At 63.2% G+C, this 19,251-nt stretch carries 19 protein-coding genes; 7 read left to right on the forward strand and 12 right to left on the reverse strand.

The genetic code is table 11. The features are described 5' to 3' along the window. Positions 1-23 precede the first annotated feature (23 nt). Positions 24-1,091 carry a ferrochelatase gene (gene hemH, locus DEA8626_RS13010; RefSeq protein ID WP_108853670.1) on the forward strand — a complete coding sequence of 356 codons (1,068 nt, stop codon included), beginning with the start codon at positions 24-26 and terminating at the stop codon, positions 1,089-1,091. Positions 1,092-1,125: 34 nt separating this feature from the next. Here the strand turns inward: hemH and DEA8626_RS13015 are convergent, their stop codons facing one another. After that, the gene (locus DEA8626_RS13015) at positions 1,126-1,731 is read right to left on the reverse strand and encodes a L,D-transpeptidase (RefSeq protein WP_108853671.1); all 606 of its coding nucleotides are present in this window, start codon (positions 1,729-1,731) and stop codon (positions 1,126-1,128) included. Between the two features lie 189 nt (positions 1,732-1,920). On the opposite strand from DEA8626_RS13015, the gene dalA reads away from it, so the two are divergent. After that, positions 1,921-2,430 (forward strand): divisome-associated lipoprotein DalA, encoded by a 510-nt coding sequence (gene dalA, locus DEA8626_RS13020; RefSeq protein WP_108853672.1) that lies wholly within the window; start codon positions 1,921-1,923, stop codon positions 2,428-2,430. Positions 2,431-2,468: 38 nt separating this feature from the next. On the opposite strand, the gene DEA8626_RS13025 is transcribed toward dalA, so the two are convergent. From DEA8626_RS13025 to hslO, 8 genes are all read right to left on the reverse strand, one after another. Continuing rightward, positions 2,469-2,939 carry a L,D-transpeptidase family protein gene (locus tag DEA8626_RS13025; protein ID WP_245890859.1) on the reverse strand — a complete coding sequence of 157 codons (471 nt, stop codon included), beginning with the start codon at positions 2,937-2,939 and terminating at the stop codon, positions 2,469-2,471. Between the two features lie 99 nt (positions 2,940-3,038). Then, positions 3,039-4,274, reverse strand: a complete 1,236-nt coding sequence (locus DEA8626_RS13030; RefSeq protein WP_108853674.1) for a class I SAM-dependent RNA methyltransferase — start codon at positions 4,272-4,274, stop codon at positions 3,039-3,041. Next, positions 4,271-6,103, reverse strand: coding sequence for an ABC transporter ATP-binding protein (locus tag DEA8626_RS13035; protein WP_108853675.1), 1,833 nt, complete (start codon positions 6,101-6,103; stop codon positions 4,271-4,273). The genes DEA8626_RS13030 and DEA8626_RS13035 overlap by 4 nt, the downstream gene beginning before the upstream one ends. After that, positions 6,100-7,950, reverse strand: a complete 1,851-nt coding sequence (locus DEA8626_RS13040) for an ABC transporter ATP-binding protein (RefSeq protein ID WP_108853676.1) — start codon at positions 7,948-7,950, stop codon at positions 6,100-6,102. The genes DEA8626_RS13035 and DEA8626_RS13040 overlap by 4 nt, the downstream gene beginning before the upstream one ends. 56 nt (positions 7,951-8,006) lie before the next feature. Continuing rightward, the gene (locus DEA8626_RS13045; protein WP_181366446.1) at positions 8,007-8,603 is read right to left on the reverse strand and encodes a LysE family translocator; all 597 of its coding nucleotides are present in this window, start codon (positions 8,601-8,603) and stop codon (positions 8,007-8,009) included. Between the two features lie 56 nt (positions 8,604-8,659). Continuing rightward, positions 8,660-9,802: a CCA tRNA nucleotidyltransferase gene (locus DEA8626_RS13050; protein WP_108853678.1), complete on the reverse strand. Its 1,143-nt coding sequence runs from the start codon at positions 9,800-9,802 to the stop codon at positions 8,660-8,662. Beyond that, positions 9,802-10,395, reverse strand: a complete 594-nt coding sequence (locus tag DEA8626_RS13055) for a CoA pyrophosphatase (RefSeq protein WP_108853679.1) — start codon at positions 10,393-10,395, stop codon at positions 9,802-9,804. The genes DEA8626_RS13050 and DEA8626_RS13055 overlap by 1 nt, the downstream gene beginning before the upstream one ends. Next, a complete protein-coding gene (gene hslO / locus DEA8626_RS13060) occupies positions 10,388-11,389 on the reverse strand; it encodes an Hsp33 family molecular chaperone HslO (RefSeq protein ID WP_108853680.1) in 1,002 nt (333 codons plus the stop codon). The genes DEA8626_RS13055 and hslO overlap by 8 nt, the downstream gene beginning before the upstream one ends. A 76-nt stretch (positions 11,390-11,465) precedes the next feature. On the opposite strand from hslO, the gene DEA8626_RS13065 reads away from it, so the two are divergent. Further along, positions 11,466-11,909, forward strand: coding sequence for an NUDIX domain-containing protein (locus DEA8626_RS13065; RefSeq protein ID WP_108853681.1), 444 nt, complete (start codon positions 11,466-11,468; stop codon positions 11,907-11,909). Here the strand turns inward: DEA8626_RS13065 and DEA8626_RS13070 are convergent. After that, positions 11,881-13,191, reverse strand: coding sequence for a PP2C family protein-serine/threonine phosphatase (locus tag DEA8626_RS13070; protein WP_108853682.1), 1,311 nt, complete (start codon positions 13,189-13,191; stop codon positions 11,881-11,883). The genes DEA8626_RS13065 and DEA8626_RS13070 overlap by 29 nt on opposite strands. Before the next feature lie 166 nt (positions 13,192-13,357). On the opposite strand from DEA8626_RS13070, the gene DEA8626_RS13075 reads away from it, so the two are divergent. Beyond that, positions 13,358-13,705 carry an Hpt domain-containing protein gene (locus tag DEA8626_RS13075; RefSeq protein WP_108853683.1) on the forward strand — a complete coding sequence of 116 codons (348 nt, stop codon included), beginning with the start codon at positions 13,358-13,360 and terminating at the stop codon, positions 13,703-13,705. A gap of 12 nt (positions 13,706-13,717) precedes the next feature. Here DEA8626_RS13075 and ilvA read toward each other — a convergent pair whose 3' ends face one another. Further along, entirely contained in the window at positions 13,718-14,965 is a 1,248-nt protein-coding gene (gene ilvA / locus DEA8626_RS13080) for a threonine ammonia-lyase IlvA (RefSeq protein ID WP_108853684.1), read from the reverse strand. Between the two features lie 137 nt (positions 14,966-15,102). Between ilvA and DEA8626_RS13085 the strand changes: the two genes are divergently transcribed. Beyond that, on the forward strand, positions 15,103-16,329 hold the full coding sequence (locus tag DEA8626_RS13085; protein ID WP_108853685.1) for an argininosuccinate synthase: 1,227 nt from the start codon (positions 15,103-15,105) through the stop codon (positions 16,327-16,329). Positions 16,330-16,449: 120 nt separating this feature from the next. On the opposite strand, the gene DEA8626_RS13090 is transcribed toward DEA8626_RS13085, so the two are convergent. Beyond that, positions 16,450-16,629, reverse strand: coding sequence for a YegP family protein (locus DEA8626_RS13090; protein WP_108854049.1), 180 nt, complete (start codon positions 16,627-16,629; stop codon positions 16,450-16,452). Between the two features lie 416 nt (positions 16,630-17,045). Between DEA8626_RS13090 and rimP the strand changes: the two genes are divergently transcribed. Continuing rightward, positions 17,046-17,615, forward strand: coding sequence for a ribosome maturation factor RimP (gene rimP / locus DEA8626_RS13095; RefSeq protein ID WP_108853686.1), 570 nt, complete (start codon positions 17,046-17,048; stop codon positions 17,613-17,615). Continuing rightward, positions 17,616-19,232 (forward strand): transcription termination factor NusA, encoded by a 1,617-nt coding sequence (gene nusA / locus DEA8626_RS13100; protein WP_108853687.1) that lies wholly within the window; start codon positions 17,616-17,618, stop codon positions 19,230-19,232. It abuts the gene before it with no gap. Positions 19,233-19,251 lie beyond the last annotated feature (19 nt).

Consider the following 19,251-nt stretch of genomic DNA (forward strand, 5'->3'; position numbering starts at 1 on the left):
GGTGTCTGACAGGAAGGAATCGCATGCACGTATCGACCGACACGCCGGGCCTGGGTCGCCTTGCCCATGCGCCGGCAGACCATCCGCCCGTCGCCCGGCCCCGAATCGGCATTCTGGTCGCCAATCTCGGAACGCCGGACGGCTACGGCTATTGGCAGATGCGGCGCTATCTGAACGAATTCCTGTCGGACAGGCGCGTCATCGACTATCCCGCGTGGAAGTGGCAGCCGCTTCTCCAGCTCATCATCCTGTCGAAGCGTCCGTTCACGTCGGGCGCGAACTACAAGTCGATCTGGAACCACGAGAAGAGCGAAAGCCCCCTCATGACCATCACCAAGGCGCAAACCGATAAGCTGCGCGGCGCGGCGCGGGACCGGTACGGTACGGATGTCATGGTCGAGTTCTGTATGCGCTACGGAAATCCTTCGACCGAAAGCGTCGTCAGGCGCATGGTCGCGGAGGGGTGCGAGCGCATCCTGTTCCTGCCGCTTTACCCCCAATATGCGGGCGCGACCTCTGCCACAGCGAACGATCAGTTCTTTCGTGCTCTGATGAAGGAAAAGCGTCAACCTGCCGCACGTGTGGCGCCTGAATACTTCGACCACCCGCTCTATATCAATGCGCTCGCCCAATCGGTGGAACGTGTCTATTCCAAGCTGGATCACCGCCCCGACGTTCTCGTCGCTTCCTATCACGGAATGCCGAAGCGGTACCTGATGGAAGGCGACCCCTATCATTGTCAGTGCCAGAAGACGTCCAGGCTCTTGCGCGAGCGGCTCGGCTGGGAACAGGGCAGCATTGAAACGACGTTCCAGTCGGTCTTCGGACGGGAGGAGTGGCTCAGGCCCTACACGGTCGAACATGTGGCCGAGCTTGCGAAGGCGGGCAAGAAGCGGGTTGCCGTGATCTCACCGGCCTTCGCCGCCGACTGCATCGAGACGCTGGAAGAGATTAAAGGTGAGATTCGTGAAGCCTTCGAACACGCGGGCGGCGAACGCTTCACCTATGTCCCGTGCCTCAATGACGACGACGCGCATATCGCGGCGCTGATGGCTGTGATCGAAACCAATCTCGCGGGCTGGGTCGGATAGCCGCCCGCAACCGCGGATGGCCGGCCCGATCTGCTCAGATCAGAAGAACCTGCGTGCCCGTGTTGGCATAGCTGAAGAGTTCGGCAATGTGCTCGTTATAAAGCCCGATGCATCCGTTGGATGACCGCCGGCCGATCTTGCGCGTGTCGTGCGTTCCGTGAATGCGGTAGTACTGCCACGACAGGTAGAGCGCATGGGTGCCGAGCGGATTGTTCGGTCCGGGCGGAACATAGTCCGGCCATTCGGGGTTGCGTTCCTGCATCGCAGGTGTCGGACGCCAATCGGGGCCCACGACCTTGCGAACGACCTCGGTCCGGCCGCGCCGCGTCAGGTCTTCTGTCAAGGGGACGCTCGTCGGGAACAGGCGGTAGATGGTCTGATCCTCCGACCAATAGTGCAGCGCCCGCGAGGTGATGTCGACGAGGATCGCGCCGTTCTTGGTCGAGGTGAAATAGGGCTGCCAGTCCAGCGACCGGAAGCTGGAGATATTGCGGCGGATGTTGGAGTTCAGGTCCTGCTCGAATTCGACCGTATCAGAGCCCGTCTGGGCCAGGGCAGGTGCCGCCAGCGTGGCCCCGAATGCGGCCGTGGCCCGCAGCATGCCGCGACGGTTGAACTTGGGGGCAAAGTCAGTGCTCATCCTCGGATCGCCTCGTGTTTGCTTGACGCGGAATCGCGCGCCGGGTTTCGCGCGGACAATATTCCGCGTTGTGGCCATTCTCAACTCACGCTGTTGTCATAGTCGGCAACGTTTGGCCACAAGTTGCCGTTTGAACAGCGCCGTCGGAACCGCTAAAGGACGGCACTGTACAACCAAGGAAACCATCGCATGATACGACTGCTCGGCCTTTGCCTGTTTGCCGTTCTCACACTCGCAGCGTGCGAGACGACGGCGCCGCAGCTTGGACCTGACGGGAAGCCGCTTCCGAGGGCCTACATGATCAAGCCGGCCGATGAAGGGCGCGTCATCTATTCGATGGTCGATTCGATCAACACACTGCGCCAAGCCGCCGGTGCGCAGCCGGTCACGCCGAATCCGCTTCTGACCGCGGCCGCCAAGACGCACGCGCGCGACATGGCGGTGCAGAACCGGCCATGGCACTTCGGCTCCGACGGCTCTTCGCCGCTTGAGCGCGTCCAGCGCACCGGCTATCCGGGCCGGATGCTGGGCGAAAACATCTCGGAGACGTTCGAGACCGAACTGGAGACGCTTTCGGCTTGGATGGAACTGCCCGACACCCGCGCCGTGATCATGGATCCGGCAGCGCGCGACGTCGGTTTTGCCTGGTATCAGGAACCGAACGGAAAGCTCTGGTGGGCGCTGGTGACTGGCGGTTAACTATCTGATTTAGACAGAAAATCAGCCCAACCCAACAGTCAGGGCACGATGACGATCTCGGTCCCGAGCCGAACCATGGAATAGATCTCTTCCATCTCGCGGTCCTTCACCGCGATGCATCCCGCGGTCCAGTCGTTGCCGCGTCCGCGATTCTTGCGCGCGCGGCCGTGGATGAAAATGTCGCCGCCCGGTTCCTTGCCCAGCGCCTCCGCCTCGGCGATGTCCCGTTCGTTGGGATAAGAGATGCCGAGCGACAGGTGATACGTGCTGTCTGGGTTGCGCCGGTCGACCAGATAGATCCCTTCGGGAGTCTTCTGGTCACCCTCGTACTGCTTGTGACCGATCGGGTTGCCGCCCAGACCGATCTTGTACGTCTTGAGCGCCTTGATCCCATTCACCAGGTGCATTTTTCGTTCGCCCTTGAAGACGACGATCCGCGTCACCTCTGGCCCACTATACTTTCGAAACTTCGATCCGCAGCCGCCAAGCGCTGCGAGCGCGGCTGCCATGAATGCTCTGCGTTTCCACATTGTCTTGCTGCTCGACTGCCCTCGTTCTTCTTGTTTCTACATGGATGCACTATCTTCAGGAAGCTGGCAAGAATCCGCTCACGAAATCGTTCGTCGGCGTGCTGGCCGGCTGAGGCGGGCGACGAGTTCGACGTGGGGCGACCAGCGGAACTGGTCGACGACCTGAATCCAGTCGATGGCGTATCCGCCGTTGGCCAAAATTCGGGCGTCGCGCGCGAAGGAGACGGGATTGCAGGACACAGCGGCGACAACCGGAACCGCGCTTGTCGCAAGCTCTCGCGATTGCGCCTCTGCGCCCGCACGTGGCGGGTCGAAGACAACGGCGTCGAATCGCCGCAGCTCGTCCGGCATCAGCGGTCGACGGAAGAGATCCCGCGCCTCGGTCGTGACGCCGTGCAGATCCTCGGCCATCCGCCAGGCGGCTCCGAGCGCATCAAGCATGGCGCTGTCGCCTTCGACCGCGTGAAGCACGGCGTGCCGCGCGAGCGGCAGGGTGAATGTGCCGGCACCTGCGAATAGGTCCGCGATCTGCCGCGCGCCCGATACCGCCTCGGAGACGCCGCGCACCAGCGCCACCTCTCCGTCGGCGGTCGCCTGAAGAAACGCCCCGGGCGGAATCCTCACAGCAGCAACGCCAAATTGCACGCGCATGGGAGCCGCCGTAACAACCACGTCGCCGTCCCAGCTCAGGCGCGCGACCCCGGCGCGCCCGGCGAAGGCGACGAGTTTCGTGAGTAAGTCCCGATCAGTCGTTCTTCCGCCCGTCACCGCCAGATCGACCCCGTCGTCGGTCAGCGTCAGCGTCATCGACAGCACGCCCTTTCGCGAGGCGCCAAGGCGTACCAGCTCGGCCAGGTGCGACAGGGTCGCCATCAGTCGGGGATGCAACAGGCGACAATTCGGGATCTCGACGATCGTCTCGGAGGCCTTTCCGTGAAACCCGACCAGCGCACCCTTCTTCGTGCGCCGGCCCGTCAGAGTTGCCCGTCGCCTCGATCCCGGGCGCGAAGTGACCACAGGCCGAAGCGGCGCGCTCAGCCCATGGGCCTGAAGCGCGTTGCGCACGACGTCCGCCTTCCATTCCGCCACAAAGGCATCTGACGCGTGCATCAGGCTGCACCCGCCGCAGACCTTGTAGTGCGGGCAGGCAGGCGCGACGCGGTCGCGCGAGGGGGTGACGATGCGCGGCGCGACCATCCGTCCTCCGACGATCTCGCCCTCGACCTCTTCGCCCGGCAGGGACATCGGCACATAGACCGGACCAGGCGCGATCCCGTCGCCAAGATGGCCGAGCCGCTCGACCGTCAGCCTCACTCAGCCGCCTCCTCGACGCAAATGAAGCCGCCAGACTGCCGGTCCCAGTACCGCGCGTACAGGCCACCGCGCGCGAGAAGCTCGGCATGCGAGCCTTCTTCGACGATCCGGCCCTGATCCAGCACCACGATCCGGTCCATCTCGGCGATCGTCGACAGCCGGTGCGCGATGGCCAGCACTGTCTTGCCCTGCATCACGCGGTGCAGCGCAGCCTGCACCTGCGCCTCGACTTCGCTGTCGAGCGCGGAGGTCGCCTCATCAAGGACGAGGATCGGCGCGTCCTTGATGAAGGCCCGCGCGAGAGCAATGCGCTGTCGTTGGCCACCGGAAAGCTTCACGCCCCGTTCGCCAAGATGGGCGTCGTATCCCTTACGACCCTTGTGATCTTCCAGTTCGTGAATGAATTCGTCGGCCTCGGCGGCGCGGGCGGCAGCGATCATCTCTTCTTCCGTGGCGTCGGGGCGCCCGTAGAGGATGTTGTCGCGCGCAGAGCGATTGAACATCGCCGTTTCCTGCGTGACCATCGCGATCTGGCGGCGCAGGCTCTCCTGTGTCACGGTGGACACATCACGCCCGTCCACGAGAATTCGGCCTTCCTCGGCGTCGTAGAGCCGTAGAAGGAGCGCCACGAAGGTCGATTTGCCTGCGCCCGAGGCGCCGACAATCCCCAGCTTCTCGCCCGGGTGGACGGTCAGCGTGACGCCATCGAGCCCACCCTGTTCGCGGCCGTAGGCGAAGCTGACATTTTCGAACCGGATCTCGCCTGATATTCTTGCCAATCGGGTCGCGCCGGGGGCGTCGGTCAGGGTGTGGGGCGGCGTGAGTGTGCGGATGCCATCCTCGACCTCGCCGATCGATGCGTAAATCGACATCAGAGTGAAGCTGACCCAGCCGGTCATCTGCGCGATTCGGATCGAGACCGTGCCCGCCGCGGCAATGTCGCCCGCAGAGGCGATGCCGCGAGTCCAGAGCCATAATGCTCCGCCAACGAGGATCACCGGCAGAAGTCCCGCAACCGTCATCAGCGCGAGCCGGAACCAGGCGGACAGGACCCCGAAATCGAGCGCACGTTCGCGAAAGCCCGCCATCGCGCGCAGCGCCGCCCGATCCTCATGTTCGGCATGGGCGAAGAGTTTGACAGTCTTGATGTTGGTGATCGTGTCGACGACCTGGCCGGTGACCATCGCGCGCGCGCCGGCCCGCGCGGCTGACTTTCCGCGAACCCGCGGAAGAAACGCACGAATCAAGGCGAGATAGACTATTATCCAAACGCCGAGCGCGACGCCCATCCAGAGGTCGATTGTCAGGAGGAACAACACCGAGCCGACCAGCGAGGCCAGCGCGAAGCAGATCGTGTTGATCGTCTCGCTCGCGACATCCGTGACTGCGCGGGCGGCCTGCATCTGCTTCTGCGCGATCCGGCCGGCGAAATCGTTGTCGAAGAATGTCACCGCCTGACCCATTGTCCAGCGGTGCAGCCGCGACAGGACGAGCGGCAGCACGTTCGGCTGCACGACGACGGAGTTTGAGGCGGCGCTTAGGCCGAACGCAAGCGGGCGCAGCACAACGAGGAAGAAGGCGAAAAATAGCAAGATCGGCCATTCGGTCGCAAAGACCGTCAGAGGATCGGCCACGGTGGCGATGTCCACGATGCGTCCGAGAATCCAGGCTGTGACGACCTCCATCGTGCCTGCGGTGGCGGAGAGCGCGGCGGCAAGACCCAATGGCCCCCAGGCGCCAGACAGACACCACAGCATGAACGCGCCGAGCGTGCGCGGTGGCGGGCCTTCAGCGGGCCGGAAAGCGTCGATCAGATCGCCGGGCTTCATTCCGCTGCCTCCGCATCCTCGGTGCCGATGAAGCCACCTGATTGCCGGTTCCAGAAGCGCGCGTAAAGCCCATTCCTCGCCAGCAGCTCGACATGGCTTCCCTCCTCGGCGATCCGGCCGTCGTCAAGGACGACTATCCGGTCCATTCTCGCGATGGTCGAAAGCCGGTGGGCAATGGCGATGACGGTCTTGCCCTCCATCACGCCGTAAAGTGTTGCCTGAATTGTCGCCTCGACCTCGCTGTCGAGCGCCGATGTGGCCTCGTCCAGCACGAGGATGGGCGCGTCCTTCAGGATCACGCGCGCCAACGCCACACGCTGCCGTTGCCCCCCTGACAGCTTCACGCCGCGCTCGCCCACCTGCGCGTCGTAGCCCCGCCGACCCTCCGGATCGGCGAGATCGACGATGAAGTCATGCGCCTCCGCCCGCTTCGCGGCCTCGATCATCTCGGCCTCGCTCGCGCCGGGGCGGCCGTAGAGGATGTTATCACGCACCGAGCGATGCAAGAGGGAGCTGTCCTGCTGCACCATCCCGATGTGGCGCCGCAGGCTGTCTTGCGTGACATGCGCGATGTCCTGACCATCGATCAGGATCTGCCCCGCCTCGGCGTCGTAGAATCTCAAAAGCAGCTTCACCAGCGTCGATTTGCCCGAACCCGACCGGCCGACGAGGCCGATTTTCTCGCCCGGGTCGATCGCCAGGTCGACCCGGTCGAGCCCGCCGAAACCGCGTCCGTAGTGATGGCTGAGTCCCTGGATCTCGATCCGTCCCGAACGGAAAGTGAGCGGCTTGGCATTCGTCTGGTCGACGAGCCCAATGGGCTGGGCGATCGTCTCCATCCCCTCGGTCACGATGCCCAGCGCCTGCACGAGGTTCGACGTCGCCCACATGATCCAGTAGGTCATGTTGTTGAGGCGCAGAACCAGCGCCGTTGCGGCGGCGACGAGTCCAATCGTCGCCTCGCCGTCATACCAGAGCTTCAGCGCCAGCCCGGTGACGCCGACGATAAGGAATCCGTTCACTACCGTCAGCGCGATATCCATGCGGGTGATCAGCCGCATCTCGGCCTGGAATTTCTCCCGCGCGGTCTCGATCGCCTCGGCCGCATAGGCGACTTCGCGATCGTGATGTGCGAACATCTTGACCGAATGGATATTCGTGTAGCTGTCGACGACGCGCCCCGTGACCGCGGAGCGGGCGTCCGAGGCTGCGGCAGAGGCCGGGCCGACGCGCTTCACCGTCCACCGCAGAAGTGCTGCATAGGCAATGATCCAGATGAGCAGCGGCGCAACCAGACGCGGATCGGCGAAGGACAAAAGCGCCACCGAGCCGACAAGCGTCGAGACCGCGAATGCCACCGCATCGAAAGTTTGGAAGACGGCGTCGCCGGCGGCGGGCGGCGTTTGCATGATGCGGTTGGCGATTCGGCCTGCGAAGTCGTTCTCGAACCAGCCGACCGGCTGGCGCAGCACGTGCCGGTGCGACCGCCAACGGATGAGCGTGCCGAAATTAGGCAGGATCGTGTTGTGCAGAAGCGCGACGTCGATCCCGGAAAGAATTGGACGCAGAATCACGACGGCAAATGCGGCGAGCGCGAGTTCGAGCCCGTGATCGCGCATCACCTCGGCGGGCGATCCCTGGCTCAAGAGATCGACCAAACGCCCGACATACCAAATCAGCAGCACCTCGATCGCGGCCACGACGGTCGTCATCACCGCCGTGATCGCGAAGACCGCTCGGAATGGCCGGGCATAGTCCAGCAGGAAGGGAAGCAGACGCCGCGGCGGCGCATCCTTCTCTTCGTAGCTGACGTAAGGGTCGACGAGGTTCTCGAAGAACCGGAACATCAAACTGCCCTTCGGGTTGCCCGCAGGATATAGCGTGCCCGGGCGAAAAGGTGAACTCAGTGTCTGAGCAGTTCGAGTACGCTCAGGACGATCAGCGCCGCCATCGCGATGTTGAAGAATCGAAGCCGCCGTGCGGTCGTCAGCCAACGCGCAATCGCTTGCCCCGCGCAGGTCCAGGTGGTCGCGGAACCAAGGCCAAGCGTCAGGAAGGTAGCAGCTACGATGGCTGCCGTGACCAGTGGCGCGGAAGGCAGGATGAACTGAGAAGTGGCGGCGATCGCCATCGACCAGGCCTTGGGATTTATCCACTGAAATCCCACGGCCTGCATGAAGCTCATCGGGCGAACCCGGCCACTCTTCGACCCTATCCCGCCTGCGCTGGCGATTCTCCAAGCAATCCACAGCAACAGCGCTGCGCCGCCCCAACGCAATGTCTCGCGCAAGAGCGCGCTTGCCTGAAACAGTTCGCCGAGTATCAGCCCAACGATGAGGAGCATCAGCGGAAAGCCCGTCGCGACGCCCAGAAGATGCGGCACCGTCCGCCTCACGCCGAAATTCGCGCCCGACGCCGCTAGCATCACGTTGTTCGGCCCCGGGGTGAACAAGGTGCCGATGGCAAGGGCGATCAGCGCTGGATACATCTCGTAGGTCATTGCGTATCTCTCGGGTCGTGAGGCGGGACCATCGTGGTGCTTGCCGCCGGTCGCATTCAAGTGAGCAATTGTTCCCGTGACAATCGGAACCCCGACGCGACCCATCGCGCCTCAAGCTCCTTCAACCGGGCGCCTAGCGCAGGTCCGCTGTATTCGGGCATCAAATCGGCTGCTGACACGGGAAAGCGTGCGGATGCCCCACGCCCGACTTCGCGCGACCAATCCTCGGGTAGCGCGGTGCCGAGAACGGCCGCGCGCGAAAGCAAGGCATCGCGGGCAATCTCGGGTCCATGGTGGTAGGCGAGCTCCGCAGGTGCCGCCGTCGATCCGATCGCTTCCGAAAGAAGGTCAAGCCGTCGCGCTTCGTCCCGCGACAAGCGGAGCGCATCACAACGCCCTTGGCCACCAAGCACCGCGAGCCTTCGGACCCAATCCGGCGCCATCCCTGCCTCGAGCGCAATCAACGGTGCCAGAGCGCGCCCCTCGGCCCCGGGGAGCAGGCGGGCCAGGATGCCCAATGCCTGCATCGCGGCGACGGCAGGTGCCGGATCGGGCGCACCGAGCAGGCGGCGCATTTCATGTCCGATCCGTTCGCGGGATAACGTCTCTATTCCATCAGCATTCGAAGCGCAGGCCGCCAAGGCGTCGGCGTCCATTCCCGCCTCGGGGTCGCCGTACCAGGCGTGAAAGCGGAAGAAGCGGAGGATGCGCAGAAAGTCCTCGCGAATGCGCGCATCCGCATCGCCGACAAACCGTACGCGCCGGGCGGTCAGATCGGCAAGGCCGCCCAAAGGATCGACGACCTCGCCGCCTGCATCCGCGTAGAGCGCGTTCATAGTGAAATCCCGACGTGCCGCGTCTTCGGCGATATCGGTCGAAAAGACGACCTTGGCGCGGCGCCCATCGGTTTCGACGTCGCGCCGGAAGGTCGTCACTTCATGCGGCTCTCCCTCCGCAACGAGTGTTACCGTGCCATGGTCGACGCCCGTTGGTACGGCGCGAATCCCCGCCCGCTCCGCAAGCTGCAGAACGCGTTCCGGCCGCGCGTCGGTCGCTATGTCGATGTCGGCGACGGGTTGGCCGATCAGGTCGTTTCGTACGCAGCCGCCGACCAGATAAGCCTGATGCCCTGCGTCGGTAAGTAGGCGCAATATCTCTTGCACCCCAGCTGCCCTGATCCAGTCACCTTCGATGCGCATTACGCCATCCGGTCCGCCAGTGCCCTGAGGATACGCGCGGTCGCGCCCCAAATGTAGTAGGGGCCATAGGGCACGACATAGTAGCGTCGCCATTCGCCGCGCCAGCGCCGCCGTTCGATGGCGAACTTCGTGGCATCGGTGACATGGGACAGTGGCACGGCGAAGACCTCATCAACCTCGCCGGCTTCGGCGCGCGCCTCGAATTTGGCTCTAACTCGGCCCAGAACAGGCGAGATGGTAAAACCGGTAACCGTCTCGTGCGGCGCCATGGTTCCGAGAATTTCGACGTTGTCCTCGGGCAGGCCGATCTCTTCGTGCGTTTCGCGAAGCGCGGCCGCGATCCCGTTGGCATCCGTTTCGTCGACCTTGCCGCCGGGAAAGGCGATCTGGCCAGGGTGATGCTTCAGCCGCGAGGAGCGCTTGGTCAGGATCACCTCCAACCCGCGCGGCCCGCCGATGAGTGGAACGAGAACGGCGGCCGGCCGCAGTACGCGGCCGGCTGGCAAAACGATCCCCGGATTTAGATCGAAATCGGATGTCTCCCGCCCCGGCCGCGCCAGGGCCCGGACCACATCCTCGATCGGGTCAGCCATTGTCGTCTTCGGACTTTTCGGCCTCGAATCCGAGCGTGTCCGGATCGAACTCATAGTGCGCGCCGCAGAACTGGCAGTCGGCGGTGACGATCCCCTCGTTCGTTGTCATGTGGCCGATATCTTTCGCCGAATAGATCGACAGGCTCTGACGAACCTTGTCGGCTGAGCATGAGCATCCGAACTGCACTGATTGAGCGTCGAAAACGCGCGGCGTTTCCTCGTGAAAGAGCCGGACGAGAAGGTCGGTTGGCGCAATCTGCGGTCCGATCAACTCAATTTCCTCGACCGTATCGAGCAGGAGGTTGGCTCTACTCCAGTTCTCGCCTTCGGTGCCGTCGAGAATATCCTCGGCCGCGAGCAGCCCGCCCTCTCCGCTGCCGCCGTCCCTGGCGATCGGCCCGGAGGCCTTCGGCATATGCTGAAGCATCACACCGCCCGCGCGCCAGCTTTCGTCCTCGCCGGGTGTACGCGACCGTCCGAACGAGAGCGCGAACCGGGTCGGGAGCTGTTCGGATTGAGCGAAATAGGTCTCTGCACAAGCCGACAGCGAACCGCCAGACAGGGGTGTGATCCCTTGATAGGGGACGGTCCCGGCGCCCTGATCGACAAGAATCGCGAAGTAGCCCGAGCCGATCTGCGTGAAGCCTGGTCCGCCCGGGTCGACACGATCAGTGTCGTACGACGCCCAGGCGCGAATCTGCGCTGTGTCGCCTCTCGTGTCCGGCGCGTAGTAATCGGTCGCGATGATGCGCACCGGCCCGTCGCCGCGAATTTGTAGTGACAGCTTCCAGCGAAGCTTGATGGTCTGGCCGATTAGCGCTGTCAGAAGCGCTGCTTCGGCGACCAGCGCTTCGACCACGAATGGATAGCGGTGTTGCGTCAGGATGCGGTCCAACAGCCCGTCAAGCCGCGCGACCCGACCGCGAATGTCGGAGCGGTCAAGCTGAAAAGGCAAGACGGTATCGTCCCAGGCAATCTTGGTCAGGCTTGTCATGGGGTTTCCTTGTGGCTCGCGCACTGCCATACCGCCTCAATATAGGGACGACAACAGGGCGGCCAATGGGAAGGCGATGATCAGGCGATTCGGTGAACCGCTCGTGCGCGGCCAGCGTTATGGTATACGCCATGGGGTCTACGCGATCCTGGTGACGGGGCGCGACGTTCTCCTGACCCACCAGGCAGAGCCCGAGCCGGAATTCCAGCTTCCGGGTGGCGGGATCGATCCCGGGGAATCACCAATCCACGCCCTGCATCGCGAGGTGCGAGAGGAAACCGGCTGGTCGATCGCCGATCCGGTCCGGATTGGCGCGTTCAGGCGGTTTGCCTACATGCCCGAATACGACAAGTGGGCCGAAAAGCTTTGCTCGATCTACCTGGCGCGCCCCGTCCGTCCGCACGGACCGCCAAAGGAAGCGGGTCACACCGCGATCTGGTGCACGGCCATCGATGCCCCCGGCATCCTGGGCAACGCGGGTGATCGGCATTTCATGCGCTGGGCGGCGCGGCGTCTATGAAGGAGCGTCTGTCCGGTCCGTGATACTCAAAAAATACGCCCGAGACGTCGTCGGTGAACTCCGCGCCGGCGAACTCGCCGAGATGCCAGACTATTGCCTCCAGAAAGCTTGACCCGCGCATTGCAGATGCGCGCGCCATGAGGCCTGCAAGGCCGTCTTCTCCGAGTTGCGCACCGCCTTCGTCTTCCGCTTCGGTGACGCCGTCCGACATGAGAAACAGCCGATCTCCCGGGTGAAGCTGGACCTCGAAGCTGTCGTAGACCGCCGCATCGATAAGTCCGATAGGCATTCCGCCCTGCCCAAGAAACTCCACCGTGCCCCCTGCGCGCTGAACTGCCGGATGCGGGTGGCCGGCCTGCACCATTGCGACACGGCCTGAGGTCAGATCGACGTCGGCATATGCCAGAGTGAAGTAGCTTTCGGTCTGCATCTCCTTCAGGACGAGCCGATTGAGTTGCAGCGCCAACTCGGCGGGTTCGCGTCCATCGTAGCCGCCGGCAGCCGTGAGCATAAGGGCCAGGTTCTGTTCCGGTGAGCTGCCTGACAGGAACCCCGCTAGTCGCGCTGTCATGAGCGCCGAGGCGACGCCATGGCCCGAAACGTCGATCGAGAACAAACCGACGCGCCCGGCGCCGATGGGAAAAAAACCCACGAGATCGCCACCGACATGGCCCGACGGCCTGAGAAGCAGGCTAACCTCAGCGCAGCCGAAATCGTGGTGCCGTTCGCGCACCAGGCTTTGCTGCAGCTTCTTCGCCTCCATCAGGTCACGGTCGAGCGAATCGTAAAGAGACTGAAGTTCTGTCAGCGTCGAGGAAAGCAGCCGGTTCTTGTCGGTCAACTCGCGTTCCATCCGCAGGATGCGTTCGCCGGCCGCGATTCTGGCACGAAGCTCATCGCCGTTGACCGGCTTGGTCAGAAAGTCATCCGCCCCTCCATCGAGCCCGCGGGCGATCTCGGCAGCTTCCGACTTCGATGTCAGCAGGATAAAATAGACGTAGTTCTGGTTGTTGAACTCCCGAAGCGCTTGGCAAAACTCGATCCCAGTCATCCCAGGCATCATCCAGTCCGAGATGACAAGATCCGGTATCCGATCCCGGCAGATGTCCAGCGCTTCCTCCGCGCTCCCAGCTTCGACAACTTGGAGACCGGAGCGGGCAAGTTGAGAGCTCAGGATCTTGCGTTGCACGCGACTGTCGTCGACGACCATGACACACCGGACAGCCCGCGGCGCGGCGCCCGACGCTGCTTGAGCGTCGACGATCTGTACGGATGCCAACATCTAAACCTTCCGCGGGAACTCCCGGATATGCAGCAGTGCTAACCGCCGCCCGGTTAAGAAGCGTTGAACGTTTGGCCGTTCCGCCACGCCACACCCGTTAACGGAGTGGAAAGCCCCGAGAGTTACCGTTTCGCATGATGGTCAGGCGTAGGGGGCGGAGGGCACAATGATCGACTGGAAGCGCGTGGAGGAACTGCAGTCCGAGATCGGGCCCGAGGGTTTCGCCGAAATTGTTGAGCTTTTCCTCGACGAGGTCGAGGAAATGGTGATGCGCCTCAAGACCGCTCCAAGACCTGCGCAGTATGAATCCGACCTTCATTTTCTCAAGGGTGGAGCATGGAACCTCGGATTCGCCGAGTTTGGCGCGTTGTGCCAGGATGGCGAAAGGCGCACCGTGATGGGTCAGGGCGACAAGGTCGATATCGCCGGGATCGTGAGCTGCTACTTCGCCTCCAAGACGATGTTCTTTGAGGGCCTCGCCGGTCGAGGCATCCAGATCCATTCAGCCGCGTGACGGCGGGATTGGTCAGATCAGAAAGTCGGACAGGGCCTCGTCATCGGTGATGTCGCGGTAGGTGAAGGCCGCCTGGTCGAGCTTGCGCTTCAGGTCGGTGAAGTTCTCCGCTTCCCGGGTTTCGATCCCGATCAGGACCGACCCGAAGTTGCGCGCCGATTTCTTCAAGTACTCGAAGCGTGCGATATCGTCTTCGGGACCGAGCATCGTCAGGAATTCGCGCAGCGCACCGGGCCTTTGCGGCATCCGCAGGATGAAGTACTTCTTTAGGCCGGCAAAACGCTGGGCACGCTCCTTGACTTCCGGAAGCCGCTCGAAATCGAAATTGCCGCCGGAAGTGACGCAGACCACCGTCCTTTCCCGAATTGTATCGACAAGCGAGGGCAGCGCATCGACGGAGAGCGCGCCCGCAGGCTCAAGAACGATCCCTTCGCCGTTCAGCATCTCGAGCATGGTGATGCAGATCCGGTCTTCGGGCGCGGACAGAAGCTTGTCCGCTGTGACGTGGCGGAGCCGCGCGAACGGCTCGGTCCCGATCCGCGCGACTGCGGCGCCATCGACGAAACTATTGATCTGCCGAAGCGTCACCGGCGTCCCGGTCGCAAGCGCTGCGGCAAGGCTTGCCCCGCCTAAAGGCTCGACGTAGCGAAAGTCGGTTTCAGGCGACAGCTCCTGCATGACGCCGGTGACTCCAGCCGCGAGACCGCCACCCCCCACCGGCAAAACGACGAGATCGGGGGTCCGGCCAAGTTGGTCGAGAAACTCGATCGCGACACTCGCCTGCCCCAGGATCACGTCGGGATCGTCGAAGGGCGATAGGAAATGCGCGTCCGCCTCGGTGCAGAAGGCCTGAGCAGCCGCGAGAGTCTGATCGAAATAGTCGCCCGTCAGCCGGATCTCGATTCTGTCGCCGCCGAAGACGCTGGTCTTTTCGATCTTCTGCTGGGGTGTAGTGACGGGCATGAAGACCGTGCCCCGGACGCCGAAATGGCGGCAGGCAAAGGCCATACCCTGCGCGTGGTTCCCGGCGCTCGCGCAGACAAAGTGACCATGCACTGGGTCTTCGGACAGGACCCTGCGCATCGCGGTGAAGGCGCCGCGAAGCTTGTAGCTGCGCACCGGCGTCAGATCCTCGCGCTTCAGCCAGATTTCGGCATCGTAGCGAGCGGACAGATGGTCGTTGCGCTGAAGAGGTGTCGGCGGGAAGAGGTCGCGCAGGGCCTCGGTCGCGCGCCGCGCATGATCCGCAAAACTGCTCATAAGTATCCTCCGGGCCGTGTTGGCCGTCCTTCGGCCACGAACGCGTCCCCCTGTCAAGCGACGCACCCGGCGTTGCTTGCCCTGCGGCGCAAACTTCGCTAATCGCGGCGCGATTGCCCCGACCGATGGAGCCGCCCATGTCCGCGCCGAAGAAAGTCGTCCTCGCCTATTCCGGCGGCCTCGACACGTCGATCATCCTAAAATGGCTTCAGACGGAATATCGTTGCGAGGTCGTGACCTTTACCGCCGATCTCGGACAGGGCGAGGAGTTGGATCCGGCGCGCAAAAAAGCTGAGTTGCTAGGGATCAAGCCGGAGAACATCTACATTGAGGACGTGCGCGAGGAATTCGTGCGCGACTTCGTCTTCCCGATGTTCCGCGCGAACGCGCTCTACGAGGGGCTCTACCTCCTGGGCACCTCCATCGCGCGGCCGCTCATTTCGAAGCGGCTGGTAGAGATCGCGGCGGAGACTGGGGCCGATGCGGTTGCCCACGGGGCGACCGGCAAGGGCAATGACCAGGTGCGGTTCGAACTGTCGGCCTACGCGCTCAATCCAAATATCAAGGTGATTGCGCCCTGGCGGGAATGGACGCTGACGAGCCGGACGAAGCTGCTGGAATTCGCAGAAGCGAACCAGATCCCGATCGCCAAGGACAAGCGCGGCGAGGCGCCGTTCTCGGTCGATGCGAACCTTCTTCACACCTCGTCCGAGGGCAAGGTGCTGGAAAATCCCGCCGATGAGGCGCCCGACTACGTCTATCAGCGCACGGTCCATCCGGAGGAAGCGCCGGATAAGCCTGAGATGGTGGAGATCACCTTCGAGAAAGGCGACGCGGTCGCGATCGATGGCGAGGCGATGGGCCCGTCTGAGATCCTGACGCTGCTCAACGAACTCGGCGGCAAGCATGGCGTGGGGCGGCTCGATCTGGTGGAAAACCGGTTCGTCGGCATGAAATCCCGCGGCATCTACGAGACGCCGGGCGGGACGGTGCTTCTGGAGGCCCATCGCGGGATCGAGCAGATCACGCTCGATAGCGGGGCGGGGCATTTGAAGGATTCGATCATGCCGCGCTATGCGGAGCTGATCTATAATGGGTTCTGGTTCTCGCCTGAGCGGGAGATGCTGCAGGCCCTGATCGACAAATCTCAGGAACACGTTTCCGGGACCGTTCGGGTGAAGCTTTTCAAAGGCTCGGCGCGGACCGTCGCGCGGTGGTCGGAGCATTCGCTTTACTCGGAGAAGCACGTCACCTTCGAGGAGGATGCGGGTGCCTACGACCAGAAGGACGCCGAGGGTTTCATCCGGCTGAACGCGCTCCGGCTGAAGCTGATCGCGACCCGGAATGCGCGGGTGAAAGGTTGAGTTTTCACGCGTGAAATCCGGGTTAACACATTGATTCCGTGCGCGTGCGAGATTTCTGTTAGGGAAATCTTAACCCGGATTTCACAGCAGCGCCGCGATGTTGTGCGGCGCTGCTGGCTGCTACGCGGCGGCGGCCTCCCGGATGGGTGCGCTTCCCGACCCCTTCACGAGGTTGATCGCGGAAAGCGCGTCGGCTTTGTTATGGTAGCCTTCGCCTGAGTTGGCGATCTTCCGATTGTTGGCGGCATAGAGCGTCCAGCGCCAATAACCGGAAACATCCTTGTAAATGTAGTAGAACATCGCGTGCTCCTTTTCTTGCACGTTGCGGTTTGCCACCCTCCGCAAGGGAGGGTGGCGACTTTCAGCCGCAATCAACTTGACGGGAGCATTGCTTTCCGTGAAAGTCACGGTGTGTCTAAAGCACGCTGCCCTTTGCGGCAGTTAGGCGCTCGCAGATGACGCTGCGGGCGCCTTATTGATTCCACGCGCCATTTTCAGAGTCGAGTCATTTTTCATATATTTAGCGGTTTCTTGAATCCCCCCCCCAACCAGAGGTATGTCGGAGGCGAAGTCGCTCTAGCCCCATACTCGGCGCTTGCAGACTCGTCCGCCTTCGCCTATATCCGCCTCAACAGCGGCGCTGCGGGGTCCAAACTCGCAGCCCACCGGAGAAGATCGGCGGGCCGCAGGGCCCGCTTTTTTTGTTGTCTGAACCAATGACTGACCTGATCGCGAAAACCGCCATCGACCGGCGCCTGGCCGAGATCGTGACCCCGACCATCGAAGGCCTGGGGTTCGAGCTTGTGCGTATCCGGCTGATGGGCGGCAACACCAAGACCTTGCAGATCATGGCGGACAAGCCCGATGGGGGGATCGACGTCGCCGATTGCGGAAAGATCTCGGTCGCAGTTTCGGCGCTTTTGGACGTCGAGGATCCGATCGAGGATGCTTACAACCTCGAGGTCTCCTCGCCCGGCATCGACCGGCCATTGACGCGGTTTAAGGATTTCGACGCCTGGAAGGGCTACGAGGCGAAGATCGAGACCTCGGAGCTGATCGAGGGCCGCAAGCGGTTCAAGGGCCTGGTCGCCGGGACCGAGGGCGACGAGGTGCTGGTCGAGATCGATGAGGGCACGATCGGGCTGAAGTTCGACTGGCTCGCCGACGCCAAGCTTGTTCTGACCGACGAGCTGATCACGGAAATGCTGCGGCAGAAGAAAGCGACCGAGAAGGTTGACGAAGCCGCATTTGATGACATCGAAGAAGAAAGTTCCGAGGAGGAATGAATGGCTATAACCTCTGCCAACCAGCTTGAGCTTTTGCAAACCGCCGAGGCGGTTGCGCGCGAGAAGATGATTGACCCGGAGCTGGTCATCGAAGCGATGGAAGAAAGCCTCGCCCGCGCGGCGAAGTCGCGCTACGGCGCCGAGATGGATATTCGCGTCGCGATCGACCGCAAAACCGGCCGCGCGGCTTTCACCCGCGTGCGCACCGTCGTCGAGGACGAGGAGTTGGAGAACTACCAGGCAGAGCTGACGGTCGCGCAGGCCAAGCAGTATCTCGACGACCCGAAGATCGGCGACACGATCGTGGACGAGGTGCCGCCCGTCGATCTCGGCCGGATCGCAGCGCAGTCGGCCAAGCAGGTCATCCTGCAGAAGGTGCGCGAGGCCGAACGCGACCGGCAGTATGAGGAATTCAAGGACCGCGCGGGCACGATCATCAACGGGATCGTCAAGCGCGAGGAATACGGTAACATCATCGTCGATATCGGCCGTGGCGAGGGCATCCTGCGCCGGAATGAGAAGATCGGCCGCGAGAGCTATCGCCCGAACGACCGTATCCGCTGTTTCATCAAGGATGTCCGGCGCGAGGCGCGGGGGCCGCAGGTCTTCCTGTCCCGCACCGATCCGCAGTTCATGGCCGAGCTCTTCAAGATGGAGGTGCCGGAGATCTACGACGGCATTATCGAGATCAAGGCCGTGGCCCGCGATCCTGGTTCGCGCGCCAAGATCGGCGTGATTTCCTATGACGGCTCGATCGACCCGGTGGGTGCCTGCGTCGGTATGCGCGGGTCGCGCGTACAGGCGGTGGTGAACGAGCTTCAGGGCGAAAAGATCGACATCATTCCCTGGAACGAGGATCAGGCGACGTTCCTGGTGAATGCGCTACAGCCTGCGGAGGTCGCGAAGGTCGTCATCGACGAAGAGGCTGGCAAGATCGAAGTCGTGGTGCCCGACGAGCAGCTTTCGCTCGCCATCGGACGGCGCGGCCAGAACGTGCGGCTTGCCTCGCAGCTCACCGGGCTCGACATCGACATCCTGACCGAGGAAGAGGAGAGCCAGCGCCGGCAGGCAGAGTTCGCCGAGCGCACGAAGCTGTTCATGGACAGCCTCGACCTCGACGAGTTCTTTGCCCAGCTTCTGGTGTCGGAAGGGTTCACGACCCTCGAGGAGGTGGCCTATGTCGAGATGGACGAGCTGCTGACGATCGAGGGCGTGGACGAGGGCACGGCGGCCGAGCTTCAGGCCCGCGCCCGCGACGTGATCGAGGAGCAGAACCGCAAGGCGATCGAGAACGCCCGCGCGCTGGGTGCGGAGGACAGCCTGATCAACTTCGAAGGCCTGACGCCGCAGATGATCGAGGCGCTCGCCAACGACGACGTGAAGACGATCGAGGATTTCGCGACCTGCGCCGACTGGGAACTGGCGGGCGGCTGGACCACGGTGAACGGCGAACGCGTGAAAGACGACGGCATTCTCGAGAAGTTCGACATGAGTCTCGAGGAGGCGCAGCACCTCGTCATGACCGCGCGCATCCAGCTGGGTTGGGTCGATCCGGCCGAGCTTGAGGCGGAGGCCGAAGAGGCCGAGGCCGGCGAAGAGCAGGAGGCCGAGGCCTGATATGGGCCTCGGAGGTGCC

Source organism: Defluviimonas aquaemixtae, assembly GCF_900302475.1.
Lineage (GTDB): Bacteria > Pseudomonadota > Alphaproteobacteria > Rhodobacterales > Rhodobacteraceae > Albidovulum > Albidovulum aquaemixtae.